The 24,161-nt window shown below is 60.7% G+C and carries 24 protein-coding genes; 16 read left to right on the forward strand and 8 right to left on the reverse strand.

The annotated features are described in order from the left end of the window. The first annotated feature begins 145 nt into the window (after positions 1-145). The 4 genes from GA0061105_RS01185 to GA0061105_RS01200 all read left to right on the forward strand — a co-directional run bounded on the left by GA0061105_RS01185 (position 146) and on the right by GA0061105_RS01200 (position 4,410). Positions 146-955, forward strand: a complete 810-nt coding sequence (locus GA0061105_RS01185; RefSeq protein ID WP_092747488.1) for a transketolase — start codon at positions 146-148, stop codon at positions 953-955. Then, complete coding sequence (locus tag GA0061105_RS01190) at positions 955-1,911, forward strand: transketolase family protein (protein WP_092747490.1); 957 nt, start codon at positions 955-957, stop codon at positions 1,909-1,911. The genes GA0061105_RS01185 and GA0061105_RS01190 overlap by 1 nt, the downstream gene beginning before the upstream one ends. A 63-nt stretch (positions 1,912-1,974) precedes the next feature. Continuing rightward, complete coding sequence (locus GA0061105_RS01195; protein WP_092747492.1) at positions 1,975-3,438, forward strand: FGGY family carbohydrate kinase; 1,464 nt, start codon at positions 1,975-1,977, stop codon at positions 3,436-3,438. A gap of 21 nt (positions 3,439-3,459) precedes the next feature. Next, positions 3,460-4,410: a sugar-binding transcriptional regulator gene (locus GA0061105_RS01200; protein ID WP_092747494.1), complete on the forward strand. Its 951-nt coding sequence runs from the start codon at positions 3,460-3,462 to the stop codon at positions 4,408-4,410. Positions 4,411-4,454: 44 nt separating this feature from the next. Here the strand turns inward: GA0061105_RS01200 and moaA are convergent, their stop codons facing one another. After that, complete coding sequence (gene moaA, locus GA0061105_RS01205; protein ID WP_092747496.1) at positions 4,455-5,501, reverse strand: GTP 3',8-cyclase MoaA; 1,047 nt, start codon at positions 5,499-5,501, stop codon at positions 4,455-4,457. 174 nt (positions 5,502-5,675) lie between these two features. Here moaA and GA0061105_RS01210 point away from each other — a divergent pair, with 174 nt between their 5' ends. Together GA0061105_RS01210 and GA0061105_RS01215 are read left to right on the forward strand one after the other, a co-directional pair. Next, positions 5,676-6,050, forward strand: a complete 375-nt coding sequence (locus tag GA0061105_RS01210) for a gamma-butyrobetaine hydroxylase family protein (RefSeq protein WP_064692090.1) — start codon at positions 5,676-5,678, stop codon at positions 6,048-6,050. Positions 6,051-6,078: 28 nt separating this feature from the next. Next, positions 6,079-7,269: a low temperature requirement protein A gene (locus GA0061105_RS01215; RefSeq protein ID WP_092747498.1), complete on the forward strand. Its 1,191-nt coding sequence runs from the start codon at positions 6,079-6,081 to the stop codon at positions 7,267-7,269. A gap of 102 nt (positions 7,270-7,371) precedes the next feature. Here the strand turns inward: GA0061105_RS01215 and GA0061105_RS01220 are convergent, their stop codons facing one another. Then, positions 7,372-7,839 (reverse strand): MarR family winged helix-turn-helix transcriptional regulator, encoded by a 468-nt coding sequence (locus GA0061105_RS01220; protein WP_064691845.1) that lies wholly within the window; start codon positions 7,837-7,839, stop codon positions 7,372-7,374. Positions 7,840-7,886: 47 nt separating this feature from the next. On the opposite strand from GA0061105_RS01220, the gene GA0061105_RS01225 reads away from it, so the two are divergent. Both GA0061105_RS01225 and GA0061105_RS01230 read left to right on the forward strand, forming a co-directional pair. Next, positions 7,887-8,861 (forward strand): alpha/beta hydrolase, encoded by a 975-nt coding sequence (locus GA0061105_RS01225; protein WP_064691844.1) that lies wholly within the window; start codon positions 7,887-7,889, stop codon positions 8,859-8,861. Positions 8,862-8,897: 36 nt separating this feature from the next. Next, positions 8,898-9,509, forward strand: coding sequence for a pyridoxamine 5'-phosphate oxidase family protein (locus GA0061105_RS01230; protein ID WP_092747500.1), 612 nt, complete (start codon positions 8,898-8,900; stop codon positions 9,507-9,509). Positions 9,510-9,683: 174 nt separating this feature from the next. On the opposite strand, the gene GA0061105_RS01235 is transcribed toward GA0061105_RS01230, so the two are convergent. Further along, positions 9,684-10,751 carry a GGDEF domain-containing protein gene (locus tag GA0061105_RS01235; RefSeq protein WP_064691842.1) on the reverse strand — a complete coding sequence of 356 codons (1,068 nt, stop codon included), beginning with the start codon at positions 10,749-10,751 and terminating at the stop codon, positions 9,684-9,686. A gap of 348 nt (positions 10,752-11,099) precedes the next feature. On the opposite strand from GA0061105_RS01235, the gene GA0061105_RS32705 reads away from it, so the two are divergent. Further along, positions 11,100-11,264: a hypothetical protein gene (locus GA0061105_RS32705; RefSeq protein WP_167358503.1), complete on the forward strand. Its 165-nt coding sequence runs from the start codon at positions 11,100-11,102 to the stop codon at positions 11,262-11,264. A 246-nt stretch (positions 11,265-11,510) separates the two neighbouring features. Here GA0061105_RS32705 and GA0061105_RS01240 read toward each other — a convergent pair whose 3' ends face one another. Further along, on the reverse strand, positions 11,511-13,118 hold the full coding sequence (locus GA0061105_RS01240) for a fumarate hydratase (RefSeq protein WP_064691841.1): 1,608 nt from the start codon (positions 13,116-13,118) through the stop codon (positions 11,511-11,513). A 203-nt stretch (positions 13,119-13,321) separates the two neighbouring features. Here GA0061105_RS01240 and GA0061105_RS01245 point away from each other — a divergent pair, with 203 nt between their 5' ends. After that, positions 13,322-14,149 carry an Ig-like domain-containing protein gene (locus GA0061105_RS01245; protein ID WP_092748269.1) on the forward strand — a complete coding sequence of 276 codons (828 nt, stop codon included), beginning with the start codon at positions 13,322-13,324 and terminating at the stop codon, positions 14,147-14,149. A 333-nt stretch (positions 14,150-14,482) separates the two neighbouring features. Here GA0061105_RS01245 and fumC read toward each other — a convergent pair whose 3' ends face one another. Continuing rightward, positions 14,483-15,874, reverse strand: a complete 1,392-nt coding sequence (gene fumC / locus GA0061105_RS01250) for a class II fumarate hydratase (RefSeq protein ID WP_092747502.1) — start codon at positions 15,872-15,874, stop codon at positions 14,483-14,485. Here fumC and GA0061105_RS32270 point away from each other — a divergent pair. Both GA0061105_RS32270 and GA0061105_RS01255 read left to right on the forward strand, forming a co-directional pair. Further along, on the forward strand, positions 15,873-16,202 hold the full coding sequence (locus GA0061105_RS32270; RefSeq protein WP_141130173.1) for a hypothetical protein: 330 nt from the start codon (positions 15,873-15,875) through the stop codon (positions 16,200-16,202). The genes fumC and GA0061105_RS32270 overlap by 2 nt on opposite strands. Before the next feature lie 94 nt (positions 16,203-16,296). Further along, a complete protein-coding gene (locus GA0061105_RS01255; RefSeq protein WP_092747504.1) occupies positions 16,297-18,204 on the forward strand; it encodes a L,D-transpeptidase family protein in 1,908 nt (635 codons plus the stop codon). A 206-nt stretch (positions 18,205-18,410) separates the two neighbouring features. On the opposite strand, the gene GA0061105_RS01260 is transcribed toward GA0061105_RS01255, so the two are convergent. Further along, positions 18,411-19,115, reverse strand: coding sequence for an HAD family hydrolase (locus GA0061105_RS01260; RefSeq protein WP_064691838.1), 705 nt, complete (start codon positions 19,113-19,115; stop codon positions 18,411-18,413). A 226-nt stretch (positions 19,116-19,341) separates the two neighbouring features. Between GA0061105_RS01260 and rpiA the strand changes: the two genes are divergently transcribed. From rpiA to GA0061105_RS01275, 3 genes are all read left to right on the forward strand, one after another. Further along, entirely contained in the window at positions 19,342-20,040 is a 699-nt protein-coding gene (gene rpiA / locus GA0061105_RS01265) for a ribose-5-phosphate isomerase RpiA (RefSeq protein WP_092747506.1), read from the forward strand. A 15-nt stretch (positions 20,041-20,055) separates the two neighbouring features. Next, positions 20,056-20,613, forward strand: coding sequence for a DUF2059 domain-containing protein (locus tag GA0061105_RS01270; RefSeq protein ID WP_064691836.1), 558 nt, complete (start codon positions 20,056-20,058; stop codon positions 20,611-20,613). A gap of 93 nt (positions 20,614-20,706) precedes the next feature. Then, positions 20,707-20,991: an acylphosphatase gene (locus tag GA0061105_RS01275; protein ID WP_064691835.1), complete on the forward strand. Its 285-nt coding sequence runs from the start codon at positions 20,707-20,709 to the stop codon at positions 20,989-20,991. Positions 20,992-21,033: 42 nt separating this feature from the next. On the opposite strand, the gene GA0061105_RS01280 is transcribed toward GA0061105_RS01275, so the two are convergent. Then, on the reverse strand, positions 21,034-21,252 hold the full coding sequence (locus tag GA0061105_RS01280; RefSeq protein ID WP_064691834.1) for a hypothetical protein: 219 nt from the start codon (positions 21,250-21,252) through the stop codon (positions 21,034-21,036). A 178-nt stretch (positions 21,253-21,430) separates the two neighbouring features. Here GA0061105_RS01280 and gor point away from each other — a divergent pair, with 178 nt between their 5' ends. After that, complete coding sequence (gor, locus tag GA0061105_RS01285; RefSeq protein ID WP_064691833.1) at positions 21,431-22,816, forward strand: glutathione-disulfide reductase; 1,386 nt, start codon at positions 21,431-21,433, stop codon at positions 22,814-22,816. 5 nt (positions 22,817-22,821) lie between these two features. Here gor and GA0061105_RS01290 read toward each other — a convergent pair whose 3' ends face one another. After that, entirely contained in the window at positions 22,822-24,111 is a 1,290-nt protein-coding gene (locus GA0061105_RS01290; RefSeq protein WP_092747508.1) for a vWA domain-containing protein, read from the reverse strand. Between the last annotated feature and the right edge of the window lie 50 nt (positions 24,112-24,161).

Here is a 24,161-nt window from a genome sequence, read left to right on the forward strand (position 1 = left end):
TGGAAAATTCATTAACAACTTGTTTTCCGGCTGTCAACAAGATTTGCCCAAGTGTACGCTGTCGATGCTTTCGCTTAGGGGCTTGACTAATCGGCTTGTTATGCAAAAATATTGAAGAGTGAATATTTATGCACACGAGGAACCCATGGATACGACAGAACTTGAGCGTATCGCCCGCGAGATCCGGTTGCGCGATCTACAGGCGGTTTTTGAAGCTGGCGCCGGCCACATCGGCGGCGAGATGTCGGTCATCGACATTTTGACGGCGCTCTATTTTCGTGTGCTGAAAGTGTGGCCGGATCAGCCCAAACATCCCGATCGCGACAGGTTCGTTCTTTCAAAGGGGCATACGGCCTGCGCTCTGTATGTGACGCTCGCAAAACGAGGCTTCATCCCGGAGGACGAGATTTCCACCTTCCTGCAGCCGCATTCGAGGCTGAACGGGCACCCGAATTGCAACAAGGTTCCCGGCGTCGAGACGAATACCGGGCCGCTCGGCCACGGTCTTCCGGTCGCAGTCGGAATGGCGAAGGCCGCCAAGCTCGCCGGCGCGAAATATCACACCTACGTCGTCACGGGCGACGGTGAGATGCAGGAGGGCTCCAACTGGGAGGCGATCATGGCGGCAGCCCAGTTCAACCTCGACAACTTGACGCTGGTCATCGATCACAACAGGTTCCAGCAGGGCGCCGCGCTCGCCGAAACCAATGATCTCGCCCCGCTTCGTCCCAAGCTCGAAGCCTTCGATTGGGAGGTTACCGAGATCAACGGCAACACTATGAGCGAAATCGTTCCTGCTCTCGAACACCGGGGATCAAGGCCGCATTGCATCGTCGCCCATACCAACAAGGGTCATGGAATCTCATTCATGCAGGACCGGGTCGAGTGGCACCATAAGGTACCGACTAGGGAACAATACGAAATCGCATTGGCAGAATTGTCGGAGGCACTGTAATGAACGCCCCAGTAAACCCACCCAAGCTCCACGACTGCCGCGACGCATTCGCTGCCACGCTTGAGCGTCTTGCCGCTGAAAACGAAACGCTCGTTGCCGTCTGCAACGACTCCGTCGGTTCCTCCAAGCTCGGCGGCTTCAAGTCGAAATTTCCCGAACGTCTCGTCAACGTCGGCATCGCGGAGCAGAATATGGTTGGCGTTGGAGCAGGTCTCGCCAATGGCGGGCGGCTTCCCTTCGTCTGCGCCGCCGCTCCGTTTCTCACCGGGCGGTCGCTGGAGCAGATTAAGGCCGACATCTCCTACTCGAATGCCAACGTCAAGCTGGTCGGCATTTCCTCGGGAATGGCCTATGGCGAACTCGGTCCGACGCATCACTCGATCGAAGACTTCGCCTGGACGCGGGTCCTGCCCAATCTTCCGGTCATTGCTCCTTGTGACCGCATCGAAACCGCCGCTGCCGTCGCCTGGGCCGCGACCTATGACGGGCCCTGCTTCCTGCGTCTGTCACGGGTTGGCGTGCCCGACCTGCTTCCGGAAGGCCATAAATTCGAACTTGGCAAGGCAAATCTCCTTCGCCAGGGGGGAGACGTCACTCTTATCGCGAACGGCACCTTGACGCATCGCATTCTGAAGGCGGCCGAAATCCTCGCTGAGCGCGGCATCCAGGCCAGGGTGCTCAACCTTGCGACTGTTCGTCCGATCGACGAGGAGGCTATCATCGCCGCGGCAAGGGAAACCGGAGCGATCGTCACAGCCGAAGAGCATTCGATCTTCGGCGGGCTCGGCTCCGCCGTTGCCGAAGTGGTGGTCGACAATGCGCCGGTGCCGATGAAGCGTCTCGGCGTCCCCGGCGTCTATGCCCCGACCGGTTCGGCAGAGTTCCTGCTCGACGAATTCGGGATGGCGCCGGCAGCAGTCGCCGACGCCGCGCAGGCGCTGATCAAGCGCAAGTAACGGGATCAAGACTGGCCGAAACGCTTTTGCCATTTCGGCCGCCACCTGATCCGGGAGGATAGCATGCGGGCAATTCTGGCAATCGACCAGGGCACGACCAATTCGAAGGCAGTTCTCGTTTCCGAAAAAGGAGAAATCGTCGGCAGAGGTTCGGCTCCTGTCGGCATCTCCTATCCGAAGCCGGGCTGGGTCGAACAAGATCCGCGCCGGCTTTACGCATCGGTCTGCGAAGCGGTCGACGCCTGCCTGAAGGCCGGCCCCGATGTGACTATCGAGGCCGTGGCCATTTCCAACCAGCGCGAGTCGGTCACAGCCTGGGACGCCGATACGGGGGAGGCGCTTGGACCGGTGGTCAGCTGGCAGTGCCGCCGAACGGCGCAGGATTGCGAACGTCTCATTGCCGAAGGCCACCTTGACCGGGTGCAGGCGCTCACCGGCCTACCATTGGATCCGATGTTCCCGGGTTCGAAATTTCGCTGGCTGCTCGACCGTATTCCGGCCGGGCCGGTGCGGCTGGGAACGATCGACAGCTGGCTCATTCACTGCCTGACGGGCGGGCGCCGGTATGCCTGCGACGCTTCGAATGCCGCCAGGAGCCAGTTGTTCGATCTCAGGGACCAGAGATGGAGCGAAGAACTCGGCGAGATCTTCGGCGTCGATATCGCGTTGCTGCCCGAGGTCCTCGACAGCTCCGCCGATTTCGGCAGAACGCAAGGATTGCGGGGGGTGCCGGATGGCACTCCGATCATGGCAGCGATCGGGGACAGCCACGCTGCCCTATTCGGCCATGGCGCATTCAAGCCGGGCGATGGCAAGGTGACCTTCGGAACTGGCTCTTCGGTCATGAAGACGCTTTCGCAATTCATTCCGCCGCGTAACGGCGTCACCACCACCGTTGCATGGCGTATCGAGGGCAAGCCAACCTTCGCTTTCGAAGGCAATATTCTCGTTTGCGCCGCCAGTCTTCCTTGGATGACTGATATACTCGGTCTCCCGGATGTGGCGGCCCTCGTCGAACTTGCGGCGAGCGCCGAGCCGGGCGGACCTGGCTTCGTGCCGGCATTCGTCGGACTGGGTGCCCCTTACTGGAATGCCGATGCCCGCGCGCTGTTCTCCCAGATAAACTTTAATACGACACGCGCGCAAATGGCTCGGTCGGTAACCGACTCCATCGCATTTCAGGTTAATGACGTGATCTCGGCGATGCGCACACAGAGCGGCGGCGCGCTTGGCACGCTCTATGTGGATGGTGGACCGAGCCAGAACCGCTTCCTGATGCAATGTGTCTCCAATCTCATCGAACATCCCGTGATCCAATGCGAAGCACCCGAGGCCTCGGCTCTCGGCGCCGCGTATCTGGCGGGGCTGTCACTCGGCTTGTGGAGCGATCTCGAAATTGTCGCGGCGTTGCCGCGAAACACGCGAACCATCGAGCCGCAACCCGTGGATCGCGCGGTGTTTCTCGATACCTGGAATGATGCGCTCGCCCGCTCGACGTTCCGCGAAACAAAGGCTAAAGGTGAATAAAAATTCAATCTGGGATTAGCGATGACTCGCCTCAACGAACTCCGCCTCATTTCAAGGGTCGCCCAGATGTACCATATCGAGGGACGGCGACAGGCGGAGATCGCGGAGCATCTTCGTTTGTCGCAGGCGACGGTGTCGCGCATGCTGAAGCGCGCCGAGGCTGAAGATATCGTACGAACCAGCGTGATCCCTCCCGTCGGCACCTATAGCGACCTTGAGGGGGCGCTGCGCGAGAAATACAACCTGCCGGAAGCGATCGTCGTCGAGTGCACGGAAGACCGGGACGGCGCAATCATGGCTCGCATCGGAGAGGCAGCAGCTCATCTCCTGGAGGTGACGCTTTCGCCAGGGGAGATTATCGGCGTTTCGAGCTGGAGCCAGACCATTTTCAAGATGGTCGAGAACATCCACCCTTCGAAGAGCGCTCAGGTGAAATACGTCGTCCAGACCCTTGGAGGCATGGGCGATCCTTCGGTGCAGACGCATGCGACACAGCTGACCACGCGGCTTGCACGGCTGACCGGCGCCGAGCCGAAACTGCTCCCCGTGCAGGGCGTGACGTCGTCAAGGGAGGCAAAGCTTCTCATGCAGGCCGACCCGTTCGTCCGCGAGACGATGGACCTGTTCGGCAGCATAACGCTCGCGATCGTCGGCATTGGAGCCGTCGAACCGTCCGAACTTCTTGCCCGGTCCGGCAACATCTTTTCGTCTCGCGAACTCTCCGATCTCGCGGAAGCGGGAGCCGTCGGCGATATCTCTCTTCGCTTCTTCGATAAGAACGGCAAGCCGGTCAAGACACCCCTGGACGACCGGGTCATCGGGCTTCCTCTCGAGGATCTGGAACGGGTCGACCGGGTCATCGCCCTTGCCGGCGGAGCCAAGAAGACGGCCGCGATCGCAGGCGCGCTCCGCGTCGGGGTGATCGACATGCTGGTGACCGACAAGTTTACCGCGCAGCGATTGATCGACTGACGGCGCGGGGTGGCGGAGCGTCCGCCTCGTCCTTCCCTAACTTATCACCCACCCGTGACACTCATATGCCGCGCTACCGCCGGCCGGTTATGCGTGCGGTCGATGATGAAGTCGTGGCCTTTCGGCTTGCGGGTGATGGCTTCGTCGATGGCGGCGTGCAGGAGGGCGTCGTCTTCGGTAGCGCGGAGTGCGGCGCGGAGATCGGCGGCGTCGTTCTGGCCGAGGCACATATAGAGGGTGCCGGTGCAGGTGAGGCGGACGCGGTTACAGCTCTCGCAGAAATTATGGGTCAGCGGCGTGATGAAGCCGAGGCGGCCGCCGGTTTCCTCGACCTTGACGTAACGCGCCGGGCCGCCTGTCTGGTAATCAATGTCGGTTAGCGTGAACTGACGTTGGAGATCGGCGCGCAGCTCGGAGAGCGGCAAGTACTGGTCGGTTCGATCCTCTTCGATCTCGCCCATCGGCATGGTTTCGATGACGGTGAGGTCCATGCCCTGGCCATGGGCGAAGCGCAGGATCTCGGGCATCTCGACGTCGTTGAAACCTTTGAGCGCCACGGCGTTGAGCTTGATCCTGATGCCGGCCTTCTGCGCCGCGTCGATGCCTTCCATGACCTTGTCGAAATCGCCCCAGCGGGTGACCTTGCGGAACTTGTCGGGATTGAGCGTATCGAGCGAGACGTTGATGCGGCGCACGCCGCAATCGTAAAGCTCGGCGGCATGGCGCGAAAGCTGCGAGCCGTTGGTGGTCAGCGTCAGTTCGTCGAGGCCGGAGCCGATCTTTTCGCCGAGCTTGCGCACCAGATACAGGATGTTCTTGCGCACCAGCGGTTCGCCACCGGTCAGCCTGATCTTGCTGACACCCTTGGCGATGAAGGCGGAACAGAGACGATCGAGCTCTTCGAGCGTCAAGAGATCCTTCTTCGGCAGGAACGTCATATTCTCCGCCATGCAATAGGTGCAGCGGAAATCGCAGCGGTCGGTGACGGAGACGCGGAGATAGGTGACTGCCCGGCCGAGAGGGTCGATCATCGGATGTGCATCTGCGGCGAGCGGCGATGCGTTGCCTATCGTTCCGACTCTCGTATTCACAAATTCCTCCGCAACGGACCCGCCAGATGGGATCGTTGCCTGTTTTCAAGCGCTATCGTTCTATTTGTGCATATGTGATTGCCACGTCAAGGGAAACGGAATTCGCACACGCGAATTTGCGCTTGCCTCGAAAAAGCCGAGCGCCTACTTCTCCAAGGGAAAGAGGTGATAGAGATGAGCGATATCTGGCCGAGTGAACTTCGCGTTTCGAAAGACCGTCAGCGGCTGGTTGTGACTTTCAACGACGGCCAGAGCTTCGACCTTTCAGCCGAACTCTTGCGCGTCCTGTCGCCCTCGGCCGAAGTGCAGGGCCATGGGCCGGGACAGAGGGTGACGGTGCCGGGCAAGCGCAATGTCGCCATCGTCTCGATGACGCCCACCGGCAATTACGCGGTCCGGATCGGCTTCGACGACATGCACGATACCGGTATCTACACCTGGACTTATCTGCGTGAACTCGGTGTCCGAGGGGCAGAGCTGTTTTCGGCCTATGAGGACGAACTCAGGGAAAAGGGCATGAACCGCGACACCGCGGAAAAGCCGCGCTGAAATCCAATAGATAGCCATCGGGGGACACATGGCGAAAGCGAATAGAAAGAACTGGCTGCGCGCCAAGGGCAGCGCCGCCGGCAGCAAGGTGACTTTTCTCGAACTGTTCTTCGATCTGGTCTTCGTCTTTTCGATCTCGCAGCTTTCGCATGCGCTTGCCGCCCATTATACGCCGCTCGGTGCTGCCGAAGCGGCAGTGATGACCTTCGCCGTCTGGTGGGTGTGGATCTTCACCACCTGGGTGACGAATTGGCTCGATCCCGACAGGATGCCGGTGCGCGGCATGCTGGTGGCGCTGATGATGCTGGGGCTGGTGCTGTCGGCCTCCATCCCCGAGGCCTTCGGCGACAAGGGACTGCTCTTTGCCGGCGCCTATGTGACGATGCAGGTCGGCCGCTCGCTGTTTGCGACCTATGCGATGACGCGTGTCGACCGGGCCAATACGCTTAATTTCTCGCGCATCACAAGCTGGCTCGCGGTCGCCGCCGTCTTCTGGATCGCCGGTGGGCTCTTGGAGCATGAAGCCCGGCTTATCGCATGGCTGATCGCCCTGGCGATCGAATATGCCGGTCCGGCCGCGGGCTTTGCGGTGCCTGGGCTCGGCCGCTCGAGGCCAGGCGACTGGGATGTTTCCGGCGCGCACATGGCTGAGCGCTGCGCGCTCTTCGTCATCATCTGCCTCGGCGAGGCGATCCTGGTTTCGGGCCGCACCTTTTCCGAACTGCCGATTTCGGGTCTGACCAGCGTGATCTTCGTGACTGCCTTCATCGGCACGGTGGCCATGTGGTGGCTCTATTTCCGTTTCGGCCACGGGCGCGCAGCTCATCGCATCGAGCATGAGGAGACGCCGGGGGCTCTGGCGCGGCAGGCTTTCACCTACGCGCATATCCCGATTCTGGCCGGCATCATCGTGCATGCGGTGGCGGTCGAATTCATGTTCTCGCATCCGCACGAGACGGGCGCTTTCGGCGTCGCCGCGGCGGTGCTCGGCGGCTCCGGCCTGTTCCTCGCCGGCAATCTCTGGTTCAAGGGCGCGACCAGCGGGCGGATACCGCTGTCGCATCTTGCCGGCCTCGTACTGGTGATCCTGCTGGCCTTCGTGGCGCCCTTTATCGAGCTCTATTTGCTGGGAATCCTGGCGACGCTTGTGCTGATCATTGTCGCCGCCTGGGAATACCGGTCGCTGAGCGGCACATCGGCGGCACCGTCGCTGCATTGAACTCAAGCGCCTCGCCTCGAACTTGGTTCATGCGAGGCGTTTGAAGGTCCTTTTATGCATGTCGTCCTCCCAAACCCGCTGCACACTTTTGGGCGACATGCATTAATCGTCGTCGCGTAGGTCCTTGAGCAGCACGGTGATGATGCGCTCCATCGAGGTGGCGGTCGCCATGCATTGCTCGATCGGTTCCTCGGAGAGCGTGCGTTCGATGAGATCGGTCTGAATCGCCATCGCCGCCTCGGTCACTCTGCGGCCTTCGTCGGTGAGATAAAGGCGCAAAACGCGCTTATCGCGCTCGTCGCCGCGCCGCTCGATCAGCCCGCGCGTTTCCATCTGCGGCAGCAACATGCTCATATTGGAGCGGCCGACGAGGAGCTTGCGCGCCAGCTCCTGCTGCGAAATGCCTTCGAAACGGTAGAGATTGACGAGGATATCGAGATGCGGTGGCTTGATGTCGAGATCGGCAAGCGAGCGGGCCAGGGATTGCTGCATGAGCTGGCAGGCGCGTGCCACCGCGATCCAGCTGCGAAAACGCGGATGATCCCACGGTAGGGATTGATTTTTGTTCATCGTTGTACTTTATTGTTCAGTGTTGAACAGTCTTTTGGATTCCCACTATGACAAATTTCACGCTTAAGGTCACCCGCCTCGGATTCCGGGTTTTGCAGGCGATTTCGCCTGATCTGGCGGGCAGGGCGGCATTCCGGCTGTTCTGCCGAACGCCATCGCCGCGGCCGAAGGGCGAGAAGGCAAAGGCGGCGCATGCGGCGGGTGCGGCGCGGCTTGCAGGCGCCGAACGCTTCGTCCTCAGGCTTGCCGGCGGCGCCAAAGCGCATGCCTATCGCCTGAACGGCGGGGCGATCGGCCAGCGCAAGCGCTATCTTGTCACACATGGCTGGGGCTCGAGCGCTGTTTACATGACCGATCTCGTCTCGATGCTGGCGGCGACGGGTGCCGAGGTGGTGGCGCTTGATTTTCCCGGCCACGGGCATGCGGGCGGACGCTTCCTGCATATGGGGCTTGCGGTCGAGGCGATCGCGGCGGCAGGGGAGCGGTTCGGCGCATTCGACGCAGCGATCGGCCATTCCTTCGGCGGCGCGGCACTGATGGTCTCGGCGGGAGGCCTGATCCCTGATGCGGCGCCCGTTACCGGCGAGCGACTGGTGCTGATCGGCGCACCGAGCGAGATGGCTTGGCTTTTCACCGATTTCGGCCGGATGATCGGCCTTCTCCACCCTGCGCAGGCCGTGCTGGAAAATGAGGTTCATCGCGTCACAGCGCGGAGACTCGGGGATTTCGACGCGAGCAATACGGCGGGCTCGATCGGCCGGCCGATCCTGGTGATACACGCCGAGGACGACAAGGAAGTGTCAGCGGCCCATGCCCGGCGTTACGGCGCGGCGGGAAATAGAGTGCGGCTGTTCTGGGCAAACGGATTCGGTCACCGGCGCATCATCGGTGCGCCTCCGGTGCTCGGCGTGATCGCGGCTTTTCTCGACGGCGGCGTGGACGAGGACGCCTATGAAAGCATCAAAAAAGATGCGGAGATCATTCCGTTTTTTGACCTTCCGGTGAGGCGCGCGGCATTGTAGCGTCCGCCGCAAGATCAAGCCGCTGCGGAACGCCTCATGAAAATCATCGACAGCATCGAAGAGCTCAATACGATCTATGGCGCCGGCCTGTCGCAGGCCTCTGTCGACAAGGTGACCAAGCGGCTGACGCCGCTCTATCGCGAGATGATCGAGATCTCGCCGTTCGCGGCGCTTGCGACCGTCGGGCCGGAAGGGCTTGATTGTTCGCCCCGTGGCGATCTCAGCGGCGTGGTGCGCGTCATCGACGACGAGACGCTTCATCTGCCGGACTGGCGCGGCAACAACCGGGTCGATTCGCTCTCCAACATCGTGCGCGACCCCAGGCTTGCGCTGATGTTCCTCATCCCGGGCTCGAATACAACGATGCGCATCAACGGCCGCGGTGTCGTGTCGAACGACGAGGCCCTGCTTTCGAGTTTCGAGATGGATGGCAAACATCCGCGGACCGTCATCGTCATCTCGATCGACGAGGTCTATTTCCAGTGCGCGCGCGCCGTGATGCGGGCCGAACTCTGGAATGGCGAGCACTTTGCCGATCCGGCGCGGCTGCCGACGCCGGGTCAGATGCTGAAGGCCGCCGTCGGCGAATTCGACCAGGAAACCTACGACCGGGAATGGCCCGGACGGGCGGCGAAGACGATGTGGTGAACGGCCGTCATCATTGTGACGGTTCGGTTTTGACAGAGCTCGCCGTTTACTCGACGGAATCGTCGGTGCCGAGGATCTGCTGCCGCATATGCGGATGCTCGGAACAAGCCCGAGCATGACGGAAGAGAGGTTGTCACCTATTGGCGACAGCGGACTTAACGCGAGGGTTCGCCGTCAGGCCTTGTAGATCAGCCAGCTCTTGCTGAAGTCCTTCTGCATGCCGTCCTGATAGAGGACTATGCAGTTGCGCCCGGCGTTCTTGGCGCCGTAGAGGGCGATGTCGGTCTTGCTGTAGAGCTCGCCGGCATCCTCCGCATGCGAGGCCATGCAGATGCCGATCGAGACGGTGATCGGGCCGTAATTCACTCGCGTGCGGGAATTCTTGAACGGGGTCGTTTCCAGCGTGTGGCGGATGCGCTCGGCGATCGCCGTCACTTCCTCGGCTGTGTTCCCGTCGATGATCAGGGCAAATTCCTCGCCGCCGGCGCGGGCGACGAAGACGTCTCGCCGGACATTGCTGCGGATGACGGAGGCGACGGTGGCGAGGATCTTGTCGCCGACCGGATGGCCGTAGGTGTCGTTGATCTTCTTGAAATTGTCGATGTCGGCGAGCAGCAGCGCCGTCACCGGCCGCATGCCGGGATTGTTGAAGACGGCGGCGAGGCGGTCGTCGAAGGCGCGGCGATTGGAAAGGCGCGTCAGCGAGTCGGTGTTGGCGATGCGCTTGTATTCGTCGAGTTCCTTGCGGACCTGGTCCATCTCCTGCGAGCGCTGGACGACGTCCTCGACGGTGCGTTCGCCATGCGCCATGGTGTCGCCAGTCGCCTGGCTGAGCAGTTCGATGGCGCTTTCGATCAGCTCGACGCTGGCGTTGCTCTTGGAGGTGATGCGTTTATGGGTCTCGCCGAGCAGCCGGGTATAGCTTTCGAGAGAGCTCTGCTCCTGCCTGAGGATCCGCAGCAGCCCGTCGAGTTCTCCCGATATGCGGGTATGGGCGTCGTCGAAGACGCGGGCCGGGCCAGTGGTGAAGTATTGAGAGCCGAGCGCATCGAGTTCGGCTTGGGTCGCTTGGCTGCCGAGGGCTGCGAGTTCGCGGGTGAGGGCGGGATTGGAGCCGATATAAGCCTCGTAAAAGAGTTCGTAATTACGCGGTATCGGCGCAACGCCCATCGAGCGCATGGCATAGGTGATCTGACCCGCGACGTCGGGAACCTGCACCTTGGGCGCGACAGCCGTATTCATCCGGCGAACTCCTCATGTATTCAAAGGCAATATTTTATTTGTTAGCTTAAATTTCTTGGGAAAAGATTAAAGCGACATATACCAAAGATTACATGCGACAACTACGTATCGGGTCAATACTTCAATTATGCCTATGATTTTCCATGGAAAAACGTATCTTTGCCGAAACAGTGCATACTCGTTGTACGGGAGCAGTGTTTAAAAAACTTACAGTTCTTTTCTCGCTGATGATCGTATTCATCTTGTCGACATCCAGTTTTGGTCGCCTCCTATTTGAGTCTGCATATTCGGGGATGATAAATTCCAGTGGTAAACCCGACCGCCGGCAGAAAACCGGGGCGTGAGATCATGGAAAGGTCCCGTGCCATTTCTGTCGCCATCCTCGGTTTCACCATCTTCGCAGGCGGCGCTCTGCTGCTGGAGAACACCGGCCTCTTTGCCGGCGCATTCCGAACGGAGATCCTGGCGAGGGTGGATGAAGGGGACGTGGTAAGCGCTGCAGATGTTCAGTAATGCAGTATCGGAAGGTGGTGCCGTGTGGCCCCCTCATCTGCCTGCCGGCATCTTCTTCCCGGTGGGGAAAAGGGACTCGCGGCGGCGTCTCGCTCCTCTTGGAAGGAGTCATTGTGGAAACGAGGGCAAACGGCTTGCTCCCCCTTCGCCCCAGCGGGGAGAAGGTGGCTCGAAGGGTCGGATGAGGGGGCGGCACGGCACGCCATCGATTGCCCTTCACCAGGCTTCAATCACAGCTGCACCCAGTCACCCCAAATTCAGCTCCTGGAAGAAATCATTGCCCTTGTCGTCGATAACGATGAAGGCGGGGAATTCTTCGACCTCGATCTTCCAGACCGCCTCCATGCCGAGCTCGGGATACTCGAGTACCTCGACCTTGCGGATGCAGTCCTGTGCGAGGCGGGCGGCGGGGCCGCCGATCGAACCCAGGTAGAAGCCGCCATGTTTCTTGCAGGCCTCGCGCACGGCGCGCGAGCGGTTGCCCTTGGCGAGCATCACCATCGAGCCGCCGAAGGCCTGGAACTGGTCGACGTAGCTATCCATGCGGCCGGCCGTCGTCGGCCCGAAGGAGCCGGAGGCGTAGCCGGCCGGGGTTTTGGCGGGGCCGGCGTAGTAGACCGGGTGGTTCTTCAGGTAATCGGGCATTCCTTCGCCCTTTTCCAGCCGTTCGCGGATCTTGGCATGGGCGAGATCGCGGGCGACGATGATCGTGCCGGTCAGCGAAAGGCGCGTCTTGACGGGATGCCTGGAGAGTTCGGCGAGCACTTCGGCCATCGGCTTGTTGAGGTCGATATGCACGGTCGATTCCGACAGCTTCGCTTCGTCGATCTCGGGCATGTATTTCGACGGGTCGGTTTCGAGCTGCTCGACGAAGATGCCGTCGCGGGTGATCTTGCCCTTGGCCTGACGGTCGGCGGAACAGGAGACGCCGAGGCCGATCGGCAGCGAGGCGCCGTGGCGGGGCAGGCGGATGACGCGCACGTCATGACAGAAATACTTGCCGCCGAACTGGGCGCCGACGCCCATCTGCTGCGTCAGTTTGTGGATTTCCTTTTCCATTTCGACGTCGCGGAAGGCGTGACCGCTCTCGGACCCCTCGGTCGGCAGTTCGTCGAGATAACGCGTCGAGGCGAGCTTGACCGTTTTCAGGTTCATCTCGGCCGAGGTGCCGCCGATGACGATCGCCAGATGGTAGGGAGGACAGGCCGCTGTCCCTAACGTCAGGATCTTCTCCTTAAGGAAGTCGATCATCCGGTCGTGGGTCAAGAGCGAGGGCGTGCCCTGATAGAGGAAGGTCTTGTTGGCCGAGCCACCACCCTTGGCCACGAAGAGGAAGTCGTAAGAGTCCGTGCCTTCCTCATAGATATCGATCTGCGCCGGCAGATTGTTCTTGGTATTCTTCTCCTCGAACATTTTTATGGGTGCAAGCTGCGAGTAGCGCAGGTTCTTTTTCTCATATGCGTCGAGTACGCCCCTGGAGAGTGCTGCCGCATCTTCGCCCTCCGTCCAGACCCTGCGGCCCTTCTTGCCCATGATGATTGCCGTGCCGGTGTCCTGGCACATGGGCAGCACGCCGCCGGCGGCGATATTGGCGTTCTTCAGGAGATCGTAGGCGACGAAGCGGTCGTTGTCGGTCGCCTCCGGATCGTCGAGGATCGAGGCGAGCTGTTTCAAATGGCCGGGGCGCAGCAGGTGGTTGATGTCGGCAAAGGCGGTTTCGGCTAGCAGACGCATGCCCTCCGGCTCGACGGTCAAAATTTCCTGGCCCTTGAAGGTGTCGACCGAGACGTGATCACCGCTGATCTTGCGATAGGGGGTGGCATCCTTGCCGAGGGGGAAGAGATCGTCAGCCATCGAAGTGACCTTTCTGCTGGGCGCGCGTCGCTAAATTGGAACCGGTCTAAAACTACCGCCAGGCAAAAGCAATCTGAGCCCAAGCTTTCGTTTCTAATGTGTCGGCGCGATGGGTCGTCCGCCATCCTGACGAGACGACTGCAAGTTGATTTGCAGTGAAGGTCGGTTCATATTTCGGCGGCGTTAACCTGCGGGGGCTTCCGATGGCGAATGCAAAGCCGATTGCTAACGACGACCTCTTCATTTCATTCGAACATGACCCGATCAGAGGGAACCTGCTCGGCAACGACAGCGATCCCGAGGGAGCGACCCTTTATCTCCGCTTTTTCGATGGTGTCCGGGTCGATGCGAAACAGGGACTGATGCAAGAAACGATCATACAAGGGAAGTACGGGACCTTCACCGTGCGGCCCGACGGCCATTTCACCTACGAGCTGGATTACACGCTCGACGTGGTGAAGAACCTGCGGGCGCACGAACAGCTGATCGAGGAGATCCGCTACAAGATCTCCGATGGCGTCGGGGGGACGGATGTCGGCGTTTTGACCCAGGCGATCGACGGCGTCAACGAAGAAGACAAGTACCACGAGGTCCTCGATTTCGACGATATGGGCGTCTTGTCGAGGGCGGATAATTTCTCGCTCCCCAATTACCGGGGCTTTGCGCTCTCGGTGAACGGCAGCCACGACGTGACGCTCCTGAACGGCATCGTCTACGATACGATTGCGGGCGTCGATGCCATTACTGAGGATGGATTCAGCGATACCGTTCTATCTCCCGGTTCTGCGCCCGTAAGCTTGAAATTGCTCGATGGCGGGGAATTCACCTTTCAGAGCGTCTCGATCGCCGAATTGTCGGCAGCGCCCTTCCACTTGACGCTCACCGCCCTGAACGACGGCCAGATTGTCTATCAGCAGGAACTCGAGGTCACCGGCCCCAGTCTCGAGGTCAATCTCGAAGACATCGAGGAAATCCGTTTCGACTTCATGGGGAGTTCTGTGGTGATGGACAATTTTTCGTTGTTGGTTTGAGGCTGTCTGATGTGCTGTGGGATTACCCACTATTCGGTGCCAGCAGGGGGCGGGGTTTTGACCGCGATGGTGAGAAATACAGGGGAGGCGCCTCACTCATCCTTCCTGTGCTTGTAACAGGAAGGACGGAGCAAGTGGCTACCTAGTCCATTCGCTCATGCTCATCGTGTGCCTCTCACCCTAACCATCTCCCCGTAAAAACGGAGAGAGGGGACGCGCCCTGTGAGAGGTGGGCGAGCGGGGAGCAGAGAGTGTGCGGCATGGTCCCTTCGCCCCGTTTACGGGGGAGAAGGTGGCGGCAGCCGGATGAGGGGCTTGCGTATCGCGGCCCTTTTACTTCGGCCCGATCATAGTTTCCGGGCGGACGATCGCGTCATATTCTTCCGATGTCACCAGTCCGCTGGCAAGCGCCTCTTCCTTCAGCGTCGTGCCGTTCTTGTGCGCCGATTTGGCGATCTTGGCGGCGGCGTCGTAACCGATCTTCGGGGCGAGGGCGGTGACCAGCATCAGCGAGCGTTCGAGGCCAGCCTTGATGTTGTCCTCGCGCGCCTCGATGCCGACAACGCAATTGTCGGTGAAGGAGACGGCGGCGTCGGCGAGCAGCTGCACCGACTGCAGGAAGTTATAGGCCATCATCGGATTGTAGACGTTGAGCTCGAAATGACCTTGGCTGTTGGCGAAGGTCAGCGCGGCGTGATTGCCGAAGATGTGAATGCAGACCTGCGTCAGCGCCTCGCACTGGGTCGGATTGACCTTGCCGGGCATGATCGATGAGCCGGGCTCGTTTTCCGGCAGCGCCAGCTCGCCGAGGCCGGCGCGTGGGCCGGAACCGAGCAGGCGGATATCGTTGGCGATCTTGAAGAGGGCGGCAGCCGCCGCATTGATGGCGCCATGGGAGAAGACCATGCTGTCATGCGAGGCAAGCGCCTCGAATTTGTTCGGCGCGGTGACGAAGGGCATGCCTGTGATATCAGCAATCTCTTCGGCGACCTTTTCGGCAAAGCCGACCGGCGCATTGAGGCCGGTGCCGACGGCGGTGCCGCCCTGAGCAAGTTCGCAGAGGCCGGGCAGCGTCATTTCGATGCGCCTGATGGCGGAGCCCACTTGGGCGGCATAGCCGGAAAATTCCTGGCCGAGCGTCAGCGGCGTCGCATCCTGGGTGTGGGTGCGGCCGATCTTGATGATGTGGCTGAATTCCGTGACCTTCATGTCGAGGGCGGCATGCAGGTGCTTCAGGGCCGGCAGCAGATGATGGGCGATCCGTTCGGCGCAGGCGATGTGCATAGCCGTCGGATAGGTATCGTTCGACGACTGGCTCATATTAACGTGATCGTTCGGGTGCACCGGCTTCTTGGAACCCATGACTCCGCCAAGCATTTCTATGGCACGATTGGAGATGACTTCATTGGCGTTCATGTTCGACTGCGTGCCGGAACCTGTCTGCCAGACGACCAGCGGAAAATGGTCGTCGAGCTTGCCGTCGATGACTTCCTGGGCGGCATCGACGATGGCCTTGCCAAGGGCCGGATCGAGCTGGCCGAGCGACATGTTGGCGCGGGCAGCGGCCTGCTTGACGATGCCGAGCGCACGGACGATCGACAGCGGCTGCTTTTCCCAGCCGATCCTGAAATTGCCGAGCGAACGCTCGGCCTGGGCGCCCCAATATCGGTCGGCGGCGACGTCGATTGGGCCAAAAGTATCGGTTTCGGTGCGGGTAGCGGTCATGGAGTTTGCCTTCCTGTCGCATGCTGTTTTCGGGCATCTACGAAAGATGAGGTCTTATAGGTTGGAAAGCCCGACAAGAAAACCGGATGCGGCGCGAAATATTGAAGGCGGTAGTCATGTTTGCGCTGATGGGTGGCCGTGCTTTTTCGGCCACGTTGAAAATTTTATGCGCCGGGACGTTTTTAGCGCACTGGTCTGGCGGCAAAAATTCGGTAAAAAATTAACTAATAATTTCATAATTTTGTGTGAACTGCTGCACGGCGCCGTGCAGAATTTCCGTCACATAGAATTGAGTCCGCCGGCGCTGGCGGCGAAGGCCGGTTTCTGATCAATGGGGCCCTACGCTGCTTGCATTTCGCGGGATTTGAACTTGAGCCTTGCGCTCGTGACAAGAACAGCATGACACCGGGACTGGAATATATATGACGTTCGTTTTGAAAAGCGCGGTATCCGCAATGGCAATTTCCTGCGGGCTGACAGTGATGATTGCCGCTCCCGCGCACGCCTATACGCTGATGGATATGCTGCGCGGTGACAGGCAGCGGAACCAGAGCACCATTTTCATGGACCAGATGCCGCCCGGGCGTGTGGGGCCGCGTGGCAGCGCCGGCACGCTCGGCGGGCTCGATCCGGAGGCACCGCTGCCGAAGGTGAGCGGTCCACGTTATTACACCTATAAGACCGAGACGCTGCAGTTCGTCGATACCAGCAGGTTCGCGGACCCCATCGTCACCGGTGCGGTTGCCGAAGTTTCTCCAGCCGGCGAAGCCATCGCGGAACCGGTGGTGCAGCGCCGATTCCTGGCGCAGGCCAAGGTCCGCGCCAATGCCGACGTCGCCAAGGCGCTCGAAGCCTATTATGGCGACAACCGCAATCCGCTTGTCTGGGTCGATGGCAACCAGATCAACGAGCGCGCCAAGTCGGCGATGGCGACGCTTGCCGATGCGTCCTCGGTCGGGCTCGATCCTGCCGATTACGCTATTCAAGCGCCTGCGATCGATCCGGCAAATCCAGACCCCGCCGCCCGTGACCGGGCGCTGACGCAATTCGAGCTCGACCTCTCGGCCAAGGTGCTGGCCTTCGTCCAGGATACGGTGCGCGGCCGCATCGACCCCAACAAAATTTCCGGCTATCACGATTTTCAGCGCAAGGTCGTCAACCTGACGCCGATCCTGAAGCTCGCCCGCATGAGCCCCGATGTCGGCGCTTACATCGCCAGCCGCTCGCCCGATAGCCCGCAGTTCCTGGCGCTGAAGACGGAGCTTGCCAAACTTCGCGCCGTCGACGGCAATGAGGAGCGGATCGTCATTTCGCTCGACAAGCTGCTGAGGCCCGGCGAAAGCTCGCCGGAGATCGCCAATATCGTCAAGGCGCTGCAAAAGCATGGCTCCGAGACGCTGAAGACCGATCATGCCACGACATTTGCAGCCTATGCGGGCGGCAGCGATTATTCGCCCGACATCGTCTCCCTGGTCGAAGATTTCCAGAAGGAGCGCGGCCTGAAGTCCGATGGCGTCATCGGCCAGGCAACGGTGCGCGCAATGATTGGCGGGGACACGAACGCCTCGAAAATCGACAAGCTCGTCGTCGCCATGGAGCAGGCGCGCTGGCTGCCGGAAGACCTTGGTTCCCGCTACGTCATGATCAACCAGCCGGCCTACATGGCCTACTACCATAATGACGGCAAGGAACAGCTGTCGATGCGCGTGGTGGTCGGCGGCAAGAACAATCAGACCTACTTCTTCAATGACGAGATCGAGACGGTGGAGTTCAACCCTTTCTGGGGCGTGCCGCAGTCGATCATCATCAATGAGATGTTGCCGAAGCTGCGCTCGGACCCGAACTACCTCGATCAACTGGGTTATGAGGTTGAGGTGAACGGGCACGCTGTCGCCTCGTCCAGCGTCGACTGGTACGGCTCGACCGATAATGTTTCGGTGCGTCAGCCGCCAAGCAGCGACAATGCCCTTGGCGAACTGAAGATCCTGTTCCCGAACAGCCACGCCATCTATATGCACGATACGCCGTCGAAGAGCTTCTTCAAGCGTGACATGCGGGCGCTCAGCCACGGCTGCGTGCGCCTTGCCGACCCGCGCGCGATGGCGGCGGCCGTCCTCGGCACGAGCGTTCAGGACATTGCCAAGCAGATCGCCAGCGGCCAGAACCATGCGGTGAAGGTGCCGCAAAAGATCCCGGTCTACGTCTCCTATTTCACCGCCTGGCCGAACAAGGATGGCGTGGTGGAATATTTCGACGATGTTTACGGGCGCGACGCTTATGTCGACAAGGCTTTCGATGCGACCACCAAGGCGCGTGGGGCGCAGATCTGACGCCTGATTTTGTGATGGTTTTGACGGGTGGGCGGTCCTTGGACCGCCCGTTTTGTTTTGGCGGTGGTCCTTCGGATGGGCAAGGGTGTGCCGTGTGGCACCCCCTCTGTCCTGCCGGATATTCCCCCTTGAGGGGGAGATGGTCGGCAGGACAGAGGGGGGGCGCCTTACGGAATGCCGTCAGAGGATAAGAGCCAGCCCCGCCTTTAAACTGCTACCTTTGCCGCAGAACCCTTCAGCAAACTTTCCACCAGTTCCGGGGTCAGCTCATCGTAATGGGTGATGATGACATCCGGATCGAGGCTCGAGACCGGCACATCGGAATAGCCGAAAGGCACGGCGATCGACGGCACGCCGGCGTTTTTAGCGACGGCGATATCGTTGATGCTGTCGCCGATCATGACAGTTCGGGAAACATCGCCGCCGGCGCGCTCTATGGTGCCGGTCAGGTGGCGGGCGTCGGGTTTGCGGTATTCGAAGCTGTCGCCGCCGGTGACGGCGTCGAAATAGTGGGTGAGGTCGAGCTTGTCGAGCAGACCGAGCGCGAGGTTCTCCATCTTGTTGGTGCAGACGGCGAGGCGGTAGCCGGCGGATTTCAGGCGATCCATTGCGGCGACCAGGCCAGGATAGGGCTGGGTGGCGCCCGGCATGTTGCCGGCATAATGGGCAACGAAGCGTTCCACCAGCGGCGGCAGGGTCTCCGCCGAGACCGGATGGCTGCGCAGCCGGCAGGCGCGCTCGATCATGACGCGGGCGCCCTGGCCGACGAGATGGGTGAGGTCGTCATAACTGACAGGCTCAAGGCCGAGGGCCGCGATCGTATGGTTCAGGCTTTCGACCAGGTCAGTGTGCGTGTCGAGGAGCGTACCGTCGAGATCGAAGACGACGAGCGGAGCAGGGGCAGGTGTCAAGGGGCTTGCCTTTTCGAGCGGTGTCCAGGGGAACGAACGCTCGTCCCGGGAGCGATGGGTGCTCCTGAGGTAGGCGATTGCGCGGCGGAAAGCAACGTCCGGGTAACGGCCGGGGAAGCCGCAGACGTTTGTTTCGGCTTTTCATTTTCCGTGATGATTTGACTTTCGTTTGCCTGACGAGCCGTGTAAACAGCACATCCAACGCAATATCGGGAGCTGGCTGCGCATGGATGCGCGCGAAATAAAGATCAAGGCCGCCGAGGCAGCACTCGCTTATGTCGAAAGCGGGATGCGTCTCGGCATCGGCACGGGGAGTACGGCGGAGGAATTCGTCCGCCTGCTGGCGGAGAAGGTCGCGGGCGGATTCAAGGTCGAAGGTGTTCCGACCTCCGAACGAACGGCGAGGCTCTGCGTCGAGCTCGGTGTTCCGCTGAAGTCGCTTGACGAACTGCCGGCGCTCGATCTGACGGTCGACGGCGCCGACGAGGTCGATTCCGCGCTCCGGCTGATCAAGGGTGGCGGCGGCGCGCTGCTGCGCGAAAAGATCGTCGCCGCCGCTTCGGAGCGGATGATCGTCATCGCCGACGAGAGCAAGCTGGTGGATACACTGGGCGCCTACGCGCTGCCGATCGAAGTCAATCCGTTCGGCCTCGTCTCGACACGGATCGCCATCGAAAAGGTAGCCGCCAGGCTGGGTCTTTCCGGCGAACTCAACCTGCGCCAGTCCGGTGACGGAGAGTTTACCACGGACGGCGGTCATCACATCATCGATGCATCTTTTGGCCGCATTCCTGATGCAGAGGCGCTTTCGAGCGAGCTGAATTCCATACCCGGCGTCGTTGAACACGGGCTCTTTATCAATATGGCGGCACTTGCGATCATTGCCGGTCCTGCGGGTGCGCGCACGTTGCAGGCAAACAGATAACAGGAGCATACACTCATGATGAACATTGCAGGTCTTGGCCGTTTCGCCGCCGCGACCCTCGTTCTTTCCGGGCTTGCCTTCGGCTCTGCCGTTAAGGCGCAGGAGGTTTCTGAGGAGCAGTTGAAGGCGTCTCGTGCCGCGATCGACGCCATCGGCGCCACTGCCCAGTTCGACAATATCCTGCCCGGTCTCGCCGAACGCCTCAAGGCTGGCCTGATTCAGGATTCGCCGAACTACCAGGACATCATCTCCTCGACGGTCGACGCGCAGGCGCTGGCGCTGGCGCCGCGCCGCGGCGATCTCGAGAAGGAAGCAGCGCTCACCTATGCCAAGACCTTCACGGTCGACGAGCTGAAGGCGATCGCCGACTTCTACAATTCCGACGTCGGCAAGAAGTTGCTGAAGGACGGGCCGGTCGCTTCCCGCGAAACGGCGAAGGCCGCCGATATCTGGGCGCAGGGCATTTCCCGCGACCTGGAAAGGCAGAGCAATGCCGAGCTTTCGAAGGTCATCAAGGCCCCGCCGCCGGCAACCGACAGCCCGGTTGCTCCGGCTCCGGCCGCCCAGCAGTAAGATCTGCTGGTCAGAATTCGCGAAAGGCCCGGCATCGACCGGGCTTTTTTGTTATGATGCCGCAACTGTCCGGCGGAGCTTGGTGTGGCAGATATGTCCGATCATTACGAGGCTGTGCGAGTGCGCATATCAGGCCGGGTCCAGGGCGTCGGGTTTCGCATGTGGACGCGCGGTGAAGCGTCACGTCTTGGGCTGACCGGTTGGGTGCGCAACGAAGCGGACGGATCTGTCGCCGCCTTGATCGCCGGATCGGAGAGCGCGGTTTCGACGATGATCGAGCGTTTGAGACGCGGGCCCGCGGGGGCATCGGTTTCAGGCGTCGAGACGGAGGCGGTCCGGCTTGAGCGAATGCCGGTGGATTTCAACATCACCGGCTGACAGCGACATTCCGCCGAGGGATGCGATCGCAAGCACGCCGGCTCAGCCCCAATCTTTCGAGCTCTTTGCCAGTTGCCACACGCCTGTCTCATCCGGCTCGACCCGCTTGTTACCGCGGTAAAAGATCGGCACTCCGGTTTGCTTGTCCATTGCGAAGCGGCTCGGCGTGAACTTCTCATTCTCGTGGCCCTGGATGGCGAGGTTGAGGGCCTCCTTGAACTTGCCGGCCCTGCACAGGTTGGCGAAGAGAATCTGATCCATCTTTTGCTCCGGCATTTTTTTGGTCCGCCAACTGCCTGCCAGTCTGATGTGACCGGGTCAACCGCTTATGGAGATTCGCCAGGAGAGAACGTCATGACGCGGGAGCGGGCTTTTGTTTTCATGACGATCGCCCCTATATCAGGAACGTCCTTCCTCTGATTCCCTCCCGGAGCTTCTCATGTCTTCCTATGATTACGACCTTTTCGTCATCGGCGGTGGTTCCGGAGGCGTGCGCGCTGCGCGCGTCGCCGCCTCGCTCGGCAAGAAGGTGGCGATCGCGGAGGAATATCGCTACGGCGGCACATGCGTCATCCGCGGCTGCGTGCCGAAGAAACTCTTCGTCTATGCCTCGCAGTTCCACGAGCATTTCGAGGATGCGGCAGGCTTCGGCTGGACTGTCGGCGAAAACAGCTTCGACTGGAAGAAGCTGGTGGCCGCAAAGGATGTAGAGATCGCCCGGCTGGAAGGCCTCTACAAGAAGGGACTCGCCGGCGCCGATGCGGAGATTCTGGAAACGCGTGCCGAGCTTGTCGACACTCATACAGTACGGCTTGTGAAAACAGGACAGATGGTGACGGCAAAGACGATCGTTATTGCGACCGGCGGACGGCCGAATCCGCATGTCGCACTTCCCGGTCACGAGCTTTGCATCTCCTCCAACGACGCCTTTCATCTCGAAGAACTGCCGGGATCGATTGTAATCGCCGGCGGCGGCTACATCGCCGTCGAGTTTGCCAATATCTTCCATGGCCTTGGGGTGGCGACGACGCTGATCTACCGCGGCGCCGAAATCCTCTCGCGCTTCGACGAAGACCTGCGGCGAGGTCTTCACGAGGCGATGGTTGCCAAGGGCATTCGCATCCTCTGCCACGACACGCTGCAGCAGGTTTCGAAGGGCGAGGACGGACTCGTTCTGGAGACGCTGAACAGCGGCACGCTGCAGGCCGATGTGGTGATGCTGGCGCTCGGGCGCGATCCCTACACGGAGGGCCTTGGCCTCGAGGCGGCCGGCGTTGCCGTCGACGAGCGCGGCGCCATCATCGTCGACGACTATTCCCGCACCAACATCGAAAACATCTACGCGCTCGGTGATGTCACCAATCGGGTACAGTTGACGCCGGTCGCGATCCACGAGGCGATGTGCTTCATCGAGACCGAGTACAAGAACAATCCCACCCGGCCGGATTACGATCTGATACCGACTGCGGTCTTCTCACAGCCGGAGATCGGCACCGTCGGCCTTTCTGAAGAGGAGGCAGGCAAGCGTTATGGGGAGCTCGAGGTGTACCGCGCCCAGTTCCGGCCGCTGAAAGCCACTCTTTCCGGCCGGCCCGAGCGGATGATTATGAAGTTGATCGTCGATGCGGCGAGCCGCAAGGTGGTGGGCGCCCATATCCTCGGCCACGATGCCGGGGAAATGGCGCAGCTGCTCGGTGTCACGCTGAAGGCCGGCTGCACCAAGGATGATTTCGACCGGACGATGGCACTGCATCCGACCGCGGCCGAAGAACTCGTCACCATGTATGCGCCGAGCTACCGTATCCGTGATGGGCAGCGCGTCTGAGCCTTTTAACTCGTGATGCGCGGCGCGCGAATGACCTTGAGGAAAAGCGCTTTCATCGCGTCGGCGATACCTTCGGTCGGGGTCACCTCGAAATAGAGGCCGGGTGAGGCGCATTCCTGCATCTTGGTCGGGATCTGGCTCTGGAAGGGGCTGATCCAGGTATTGTACCAGCTGTTTTTGGGCAGAGGCAGGTAGGTCGTGTAGAGTACCGCAATCCTGATGCCCTTGTCCTTCAGCGGCTTGCAGAAGGAGGTGTCGATCGGCTCCTGGCAACGTTTGCCCGTGAGTTTCTTGGTGCAGCCCTTCGGCTTCTCGCTGTCGCCAACGCCGTCAGAGACAAAGAACAGGATTTTCTGCGGCGTCGTGGAGGTGCTGCCGTCGCCCGGGGTGGTGATGATGTCTTTCATCTGCGTTAGCGCGTTGTCGAAGCTCGTCTGCTGGTCGTTGTTATAGCCCTGATACGGTATTGTCATCAGATCGACGGCGTCGGTGTAGCTGCGTACCTGGTCGAGATTGTCGGTCGGCGTGGATATTGTAGTGAGCTTTGCGTCTTCGGCCTTGGTGCCGAAGGTGTAAACCCCCATGCGGAATTGATTGGTGGAAACGCGCGTGGCCTTCGCAGTCAGCGTCAGTTCCTTGGTCGCCTGGCGCACGACGTCGATGCGCATGCTGACGCCGAGTTTCTTGGCGAGATTGTAGTAGTTGTTGCTATTCTGCGTTTCGTGACAGGCGAAGGCGCAGCTGTCACTCGTGTTCTTTTCCATCGTGGCGACGTCCTTCGCGGTGGCGCCGACGCCCATCGAGGGCGTATTGTCGAGCAGGATGTAGAAATCCATGAAGGCGGCGGTCTGGTATTCGGCTGTCGCCGTGCCGGAGATGGTGATGGAATCCCGGCCCAAAACGCGCATGAAGGTCGTCGGTAAGGTCGCGGTGAAGGAAACCTGCGAGTTCAGCTTGTTGGCGGTCTTGGTGACGTCGATGCCGAGATCAACCTGAATGTCAGTCAGTTCACCCGACATCTGAGCCATGAAGATGTTGCGGGCATCGGCCTTTCCAAGGGAGACCGCGCCGTTGCCGCTCATGGTCATCGCGGCGGCGACCGCTCCGGATTTTTCGGCGATTGAACCGACGGCGGCCGCATCGGCGGCGGCGTAGAGCTGCGTCCTCAGGCTGAGCGCATGGGCGAAATCCACGGCCATGCCGGCCGCGCCAAGGAGCGGCGCCATCAGCAATGCCGTCATGATGCCGAAATTGCCCGAGCGGTCCGATATGAAGCCGGGCGGAAGGATCGACATGTTATTTCCCCGATGTTGAACTCTCCCGGTTCTACATTCAAAGTCTAAAA

It is taken from the genome of Rhizobium aethiopicum, assembly GCF_900094625.1.
Classification (GTDB): domain Bacteria; phylum Pseudomonadota; class Alphaproteobacteria; order Rhizobiales; family Rhizobiaceae; genus Rhizobium; species Rhizobium aethiopicum.

Excerpts from the sequence above, each read along its gene's own strand:
- GA0061105_RS01240 (WP_064691841.1), bottom strand. The coding sequence starts at position 13,118 with ATGGCTGACGATCTCTTCCCCCTCGGCAAGGATGCCACCCCCTATCGC.
- fumC (WP_092747502.1), bottom strand. The coding sequence starts at position 15,874 with ATGACCGCTACCCGCACCGAAACCGATACTTTTGGCCCAATCGACGTC.
- GA0061105_RS32705 (WP_167358503.1), top strand. The coding sequence starts at position 11,100 with ATGGAAAGGTCCCGTGCCATTTCTGTCGCCATCCTCGGTTTCACCATC.
- GA0061105_RS01225 (WP_064691844.1), top strand. The coding sequence starts at position 7,887 with ATGACAAATTTCACGCTTAAGGTCACCCGCCTCGGATTCCGGGTTTTG.
- GA0061105_RS01245 (WP_092748269.1), top strand. The coding sequence starts at position 13,322 with ATGGCGAATGCAAAGCCGATTGCTAACGACGACCTCTTCATTTCATTC.
- GA0061105_RS01230 (WP_092747500.1), top strand. The coding sequence starts at position 8,898 with ATGAAAATCATCGACAGCATCGAAGAGCTCAATACGATCTATGGCGCC.
- GA0061105_RS01195 (WP_092747492.1), top strand. The coding sequence starts at position 1,975 with ATGCGGGCAATTCTGGCAATCGACCAGGGCACGACCAATTCGAAGGCA.
- GA0061105_RS01255 (WP_092747504.1), top strand. The coding sequence starts at position 16,297 with ATGACGTTCGTTTTGAAAAGCGCGGTATCCGCAATGGCAATTTCCTGC.
- GA0061105_RS01275 (WP_064691835.1), top strand. The coding sequence starts at position 20,707 with ATGTCCGATCATTACGAGGCTGTGCGAGTGCGCATATCAGGCCGGGTC.
- GA0061105_RS01280 (WP_064691834.1), bottom strand. The coding sequence starts at position 21,252 with ATGGATCAGATTCTCTTCGCCAACCTGTGCAGGGCCGGCAAGTTCAAG.
- rpiA (WP_092747506.1), top strand. The coding sequence starts at position 19,342 with ATGGATGCGCGCGAAATAAAGATCAAGGCCGCCGAGGCAGCACTCGCT.
- GA0061105_RS01185 (WP_092747488.1), top strand. The coding sequence starts at position 146 with ATGGATACGACAGAACTTGAGCGTATCGCCCGCGAGATCCGGTTGCGC.
- GA0061105_RS01290 (WP_092747508.1), bottom strand. The coding sequence starts at position 24,111 with ATGTCGATCCTTCCGCCCGGCTTCATATCGGACCGCTCGGGCAATTTC.
- GA0061105_RS32270 (WP_141130173.1), top strand. The coding sequence starts at position 15,873 with ATGGAGTTTGCCTTCCTGTCGCATGCTGTTTTCGGGCATCTACGAAAG.
- GA0061105_RS01200 (WP_092747494.1), top strand. The coding sequence starts at position 3,460 with ATGACTCGCCTCAACGAACTCCGCCTCATTTCAAGGGTCGCCCAGATG.
- GA0061105_RS01215 (WP_092747498.1), top strand. The coding sequence starts at position 6,079 with ATGGCGAAAGCGAATAGAAAGAACTGGCTGCGCGCCAAGGGCAGCGCC.
- GA0061105_RS01220 (WP_064691845.1), bottom strand. The coding sequence starts at position 7,839 with ATGAACAAAAATCAATCCCTACCGTGGGATCATCCGCGTTTTCGCAGC.
- GA0061105_RS01190 (WP_092747490.1), top strand. The coding sequence starts at position 955 with ATGAACGCCCCAGTAAACCCACCCAAGCTCCACGACTGCCGCGACGCA.
- GA0061105_RS01235 (WP_064691842.1), bottom strand. The coding sequence starts at position 10,751 with ATGAATACGGCTGTCGCGCCCAAGGTGCAGGTTCCCGACGTCGCGGGT.
- gor (WP_064691833.1), top strand. The coding sequence starts at position 21,431 with ATGTCTTCCTATGATTACGACCTTTTCGTCATCGGCGGTGGTTCCGGA.
- GA0061105_RS01210 (WP_064692090.1), top strand. The coding sequence starts at position 5,676 with ATGAGCGATATCTGGCCGAGTGAACTTCGCGTTTCGAAAGACCGTCAG.
- GA0061105_RS01270 (WP_064691836.1), top strand. The coding sequence starts at position 20,056 with ATGATGAACATTGCAGGTCTTGGCCGTTTCGCCGCCGCGACCCTCGTT.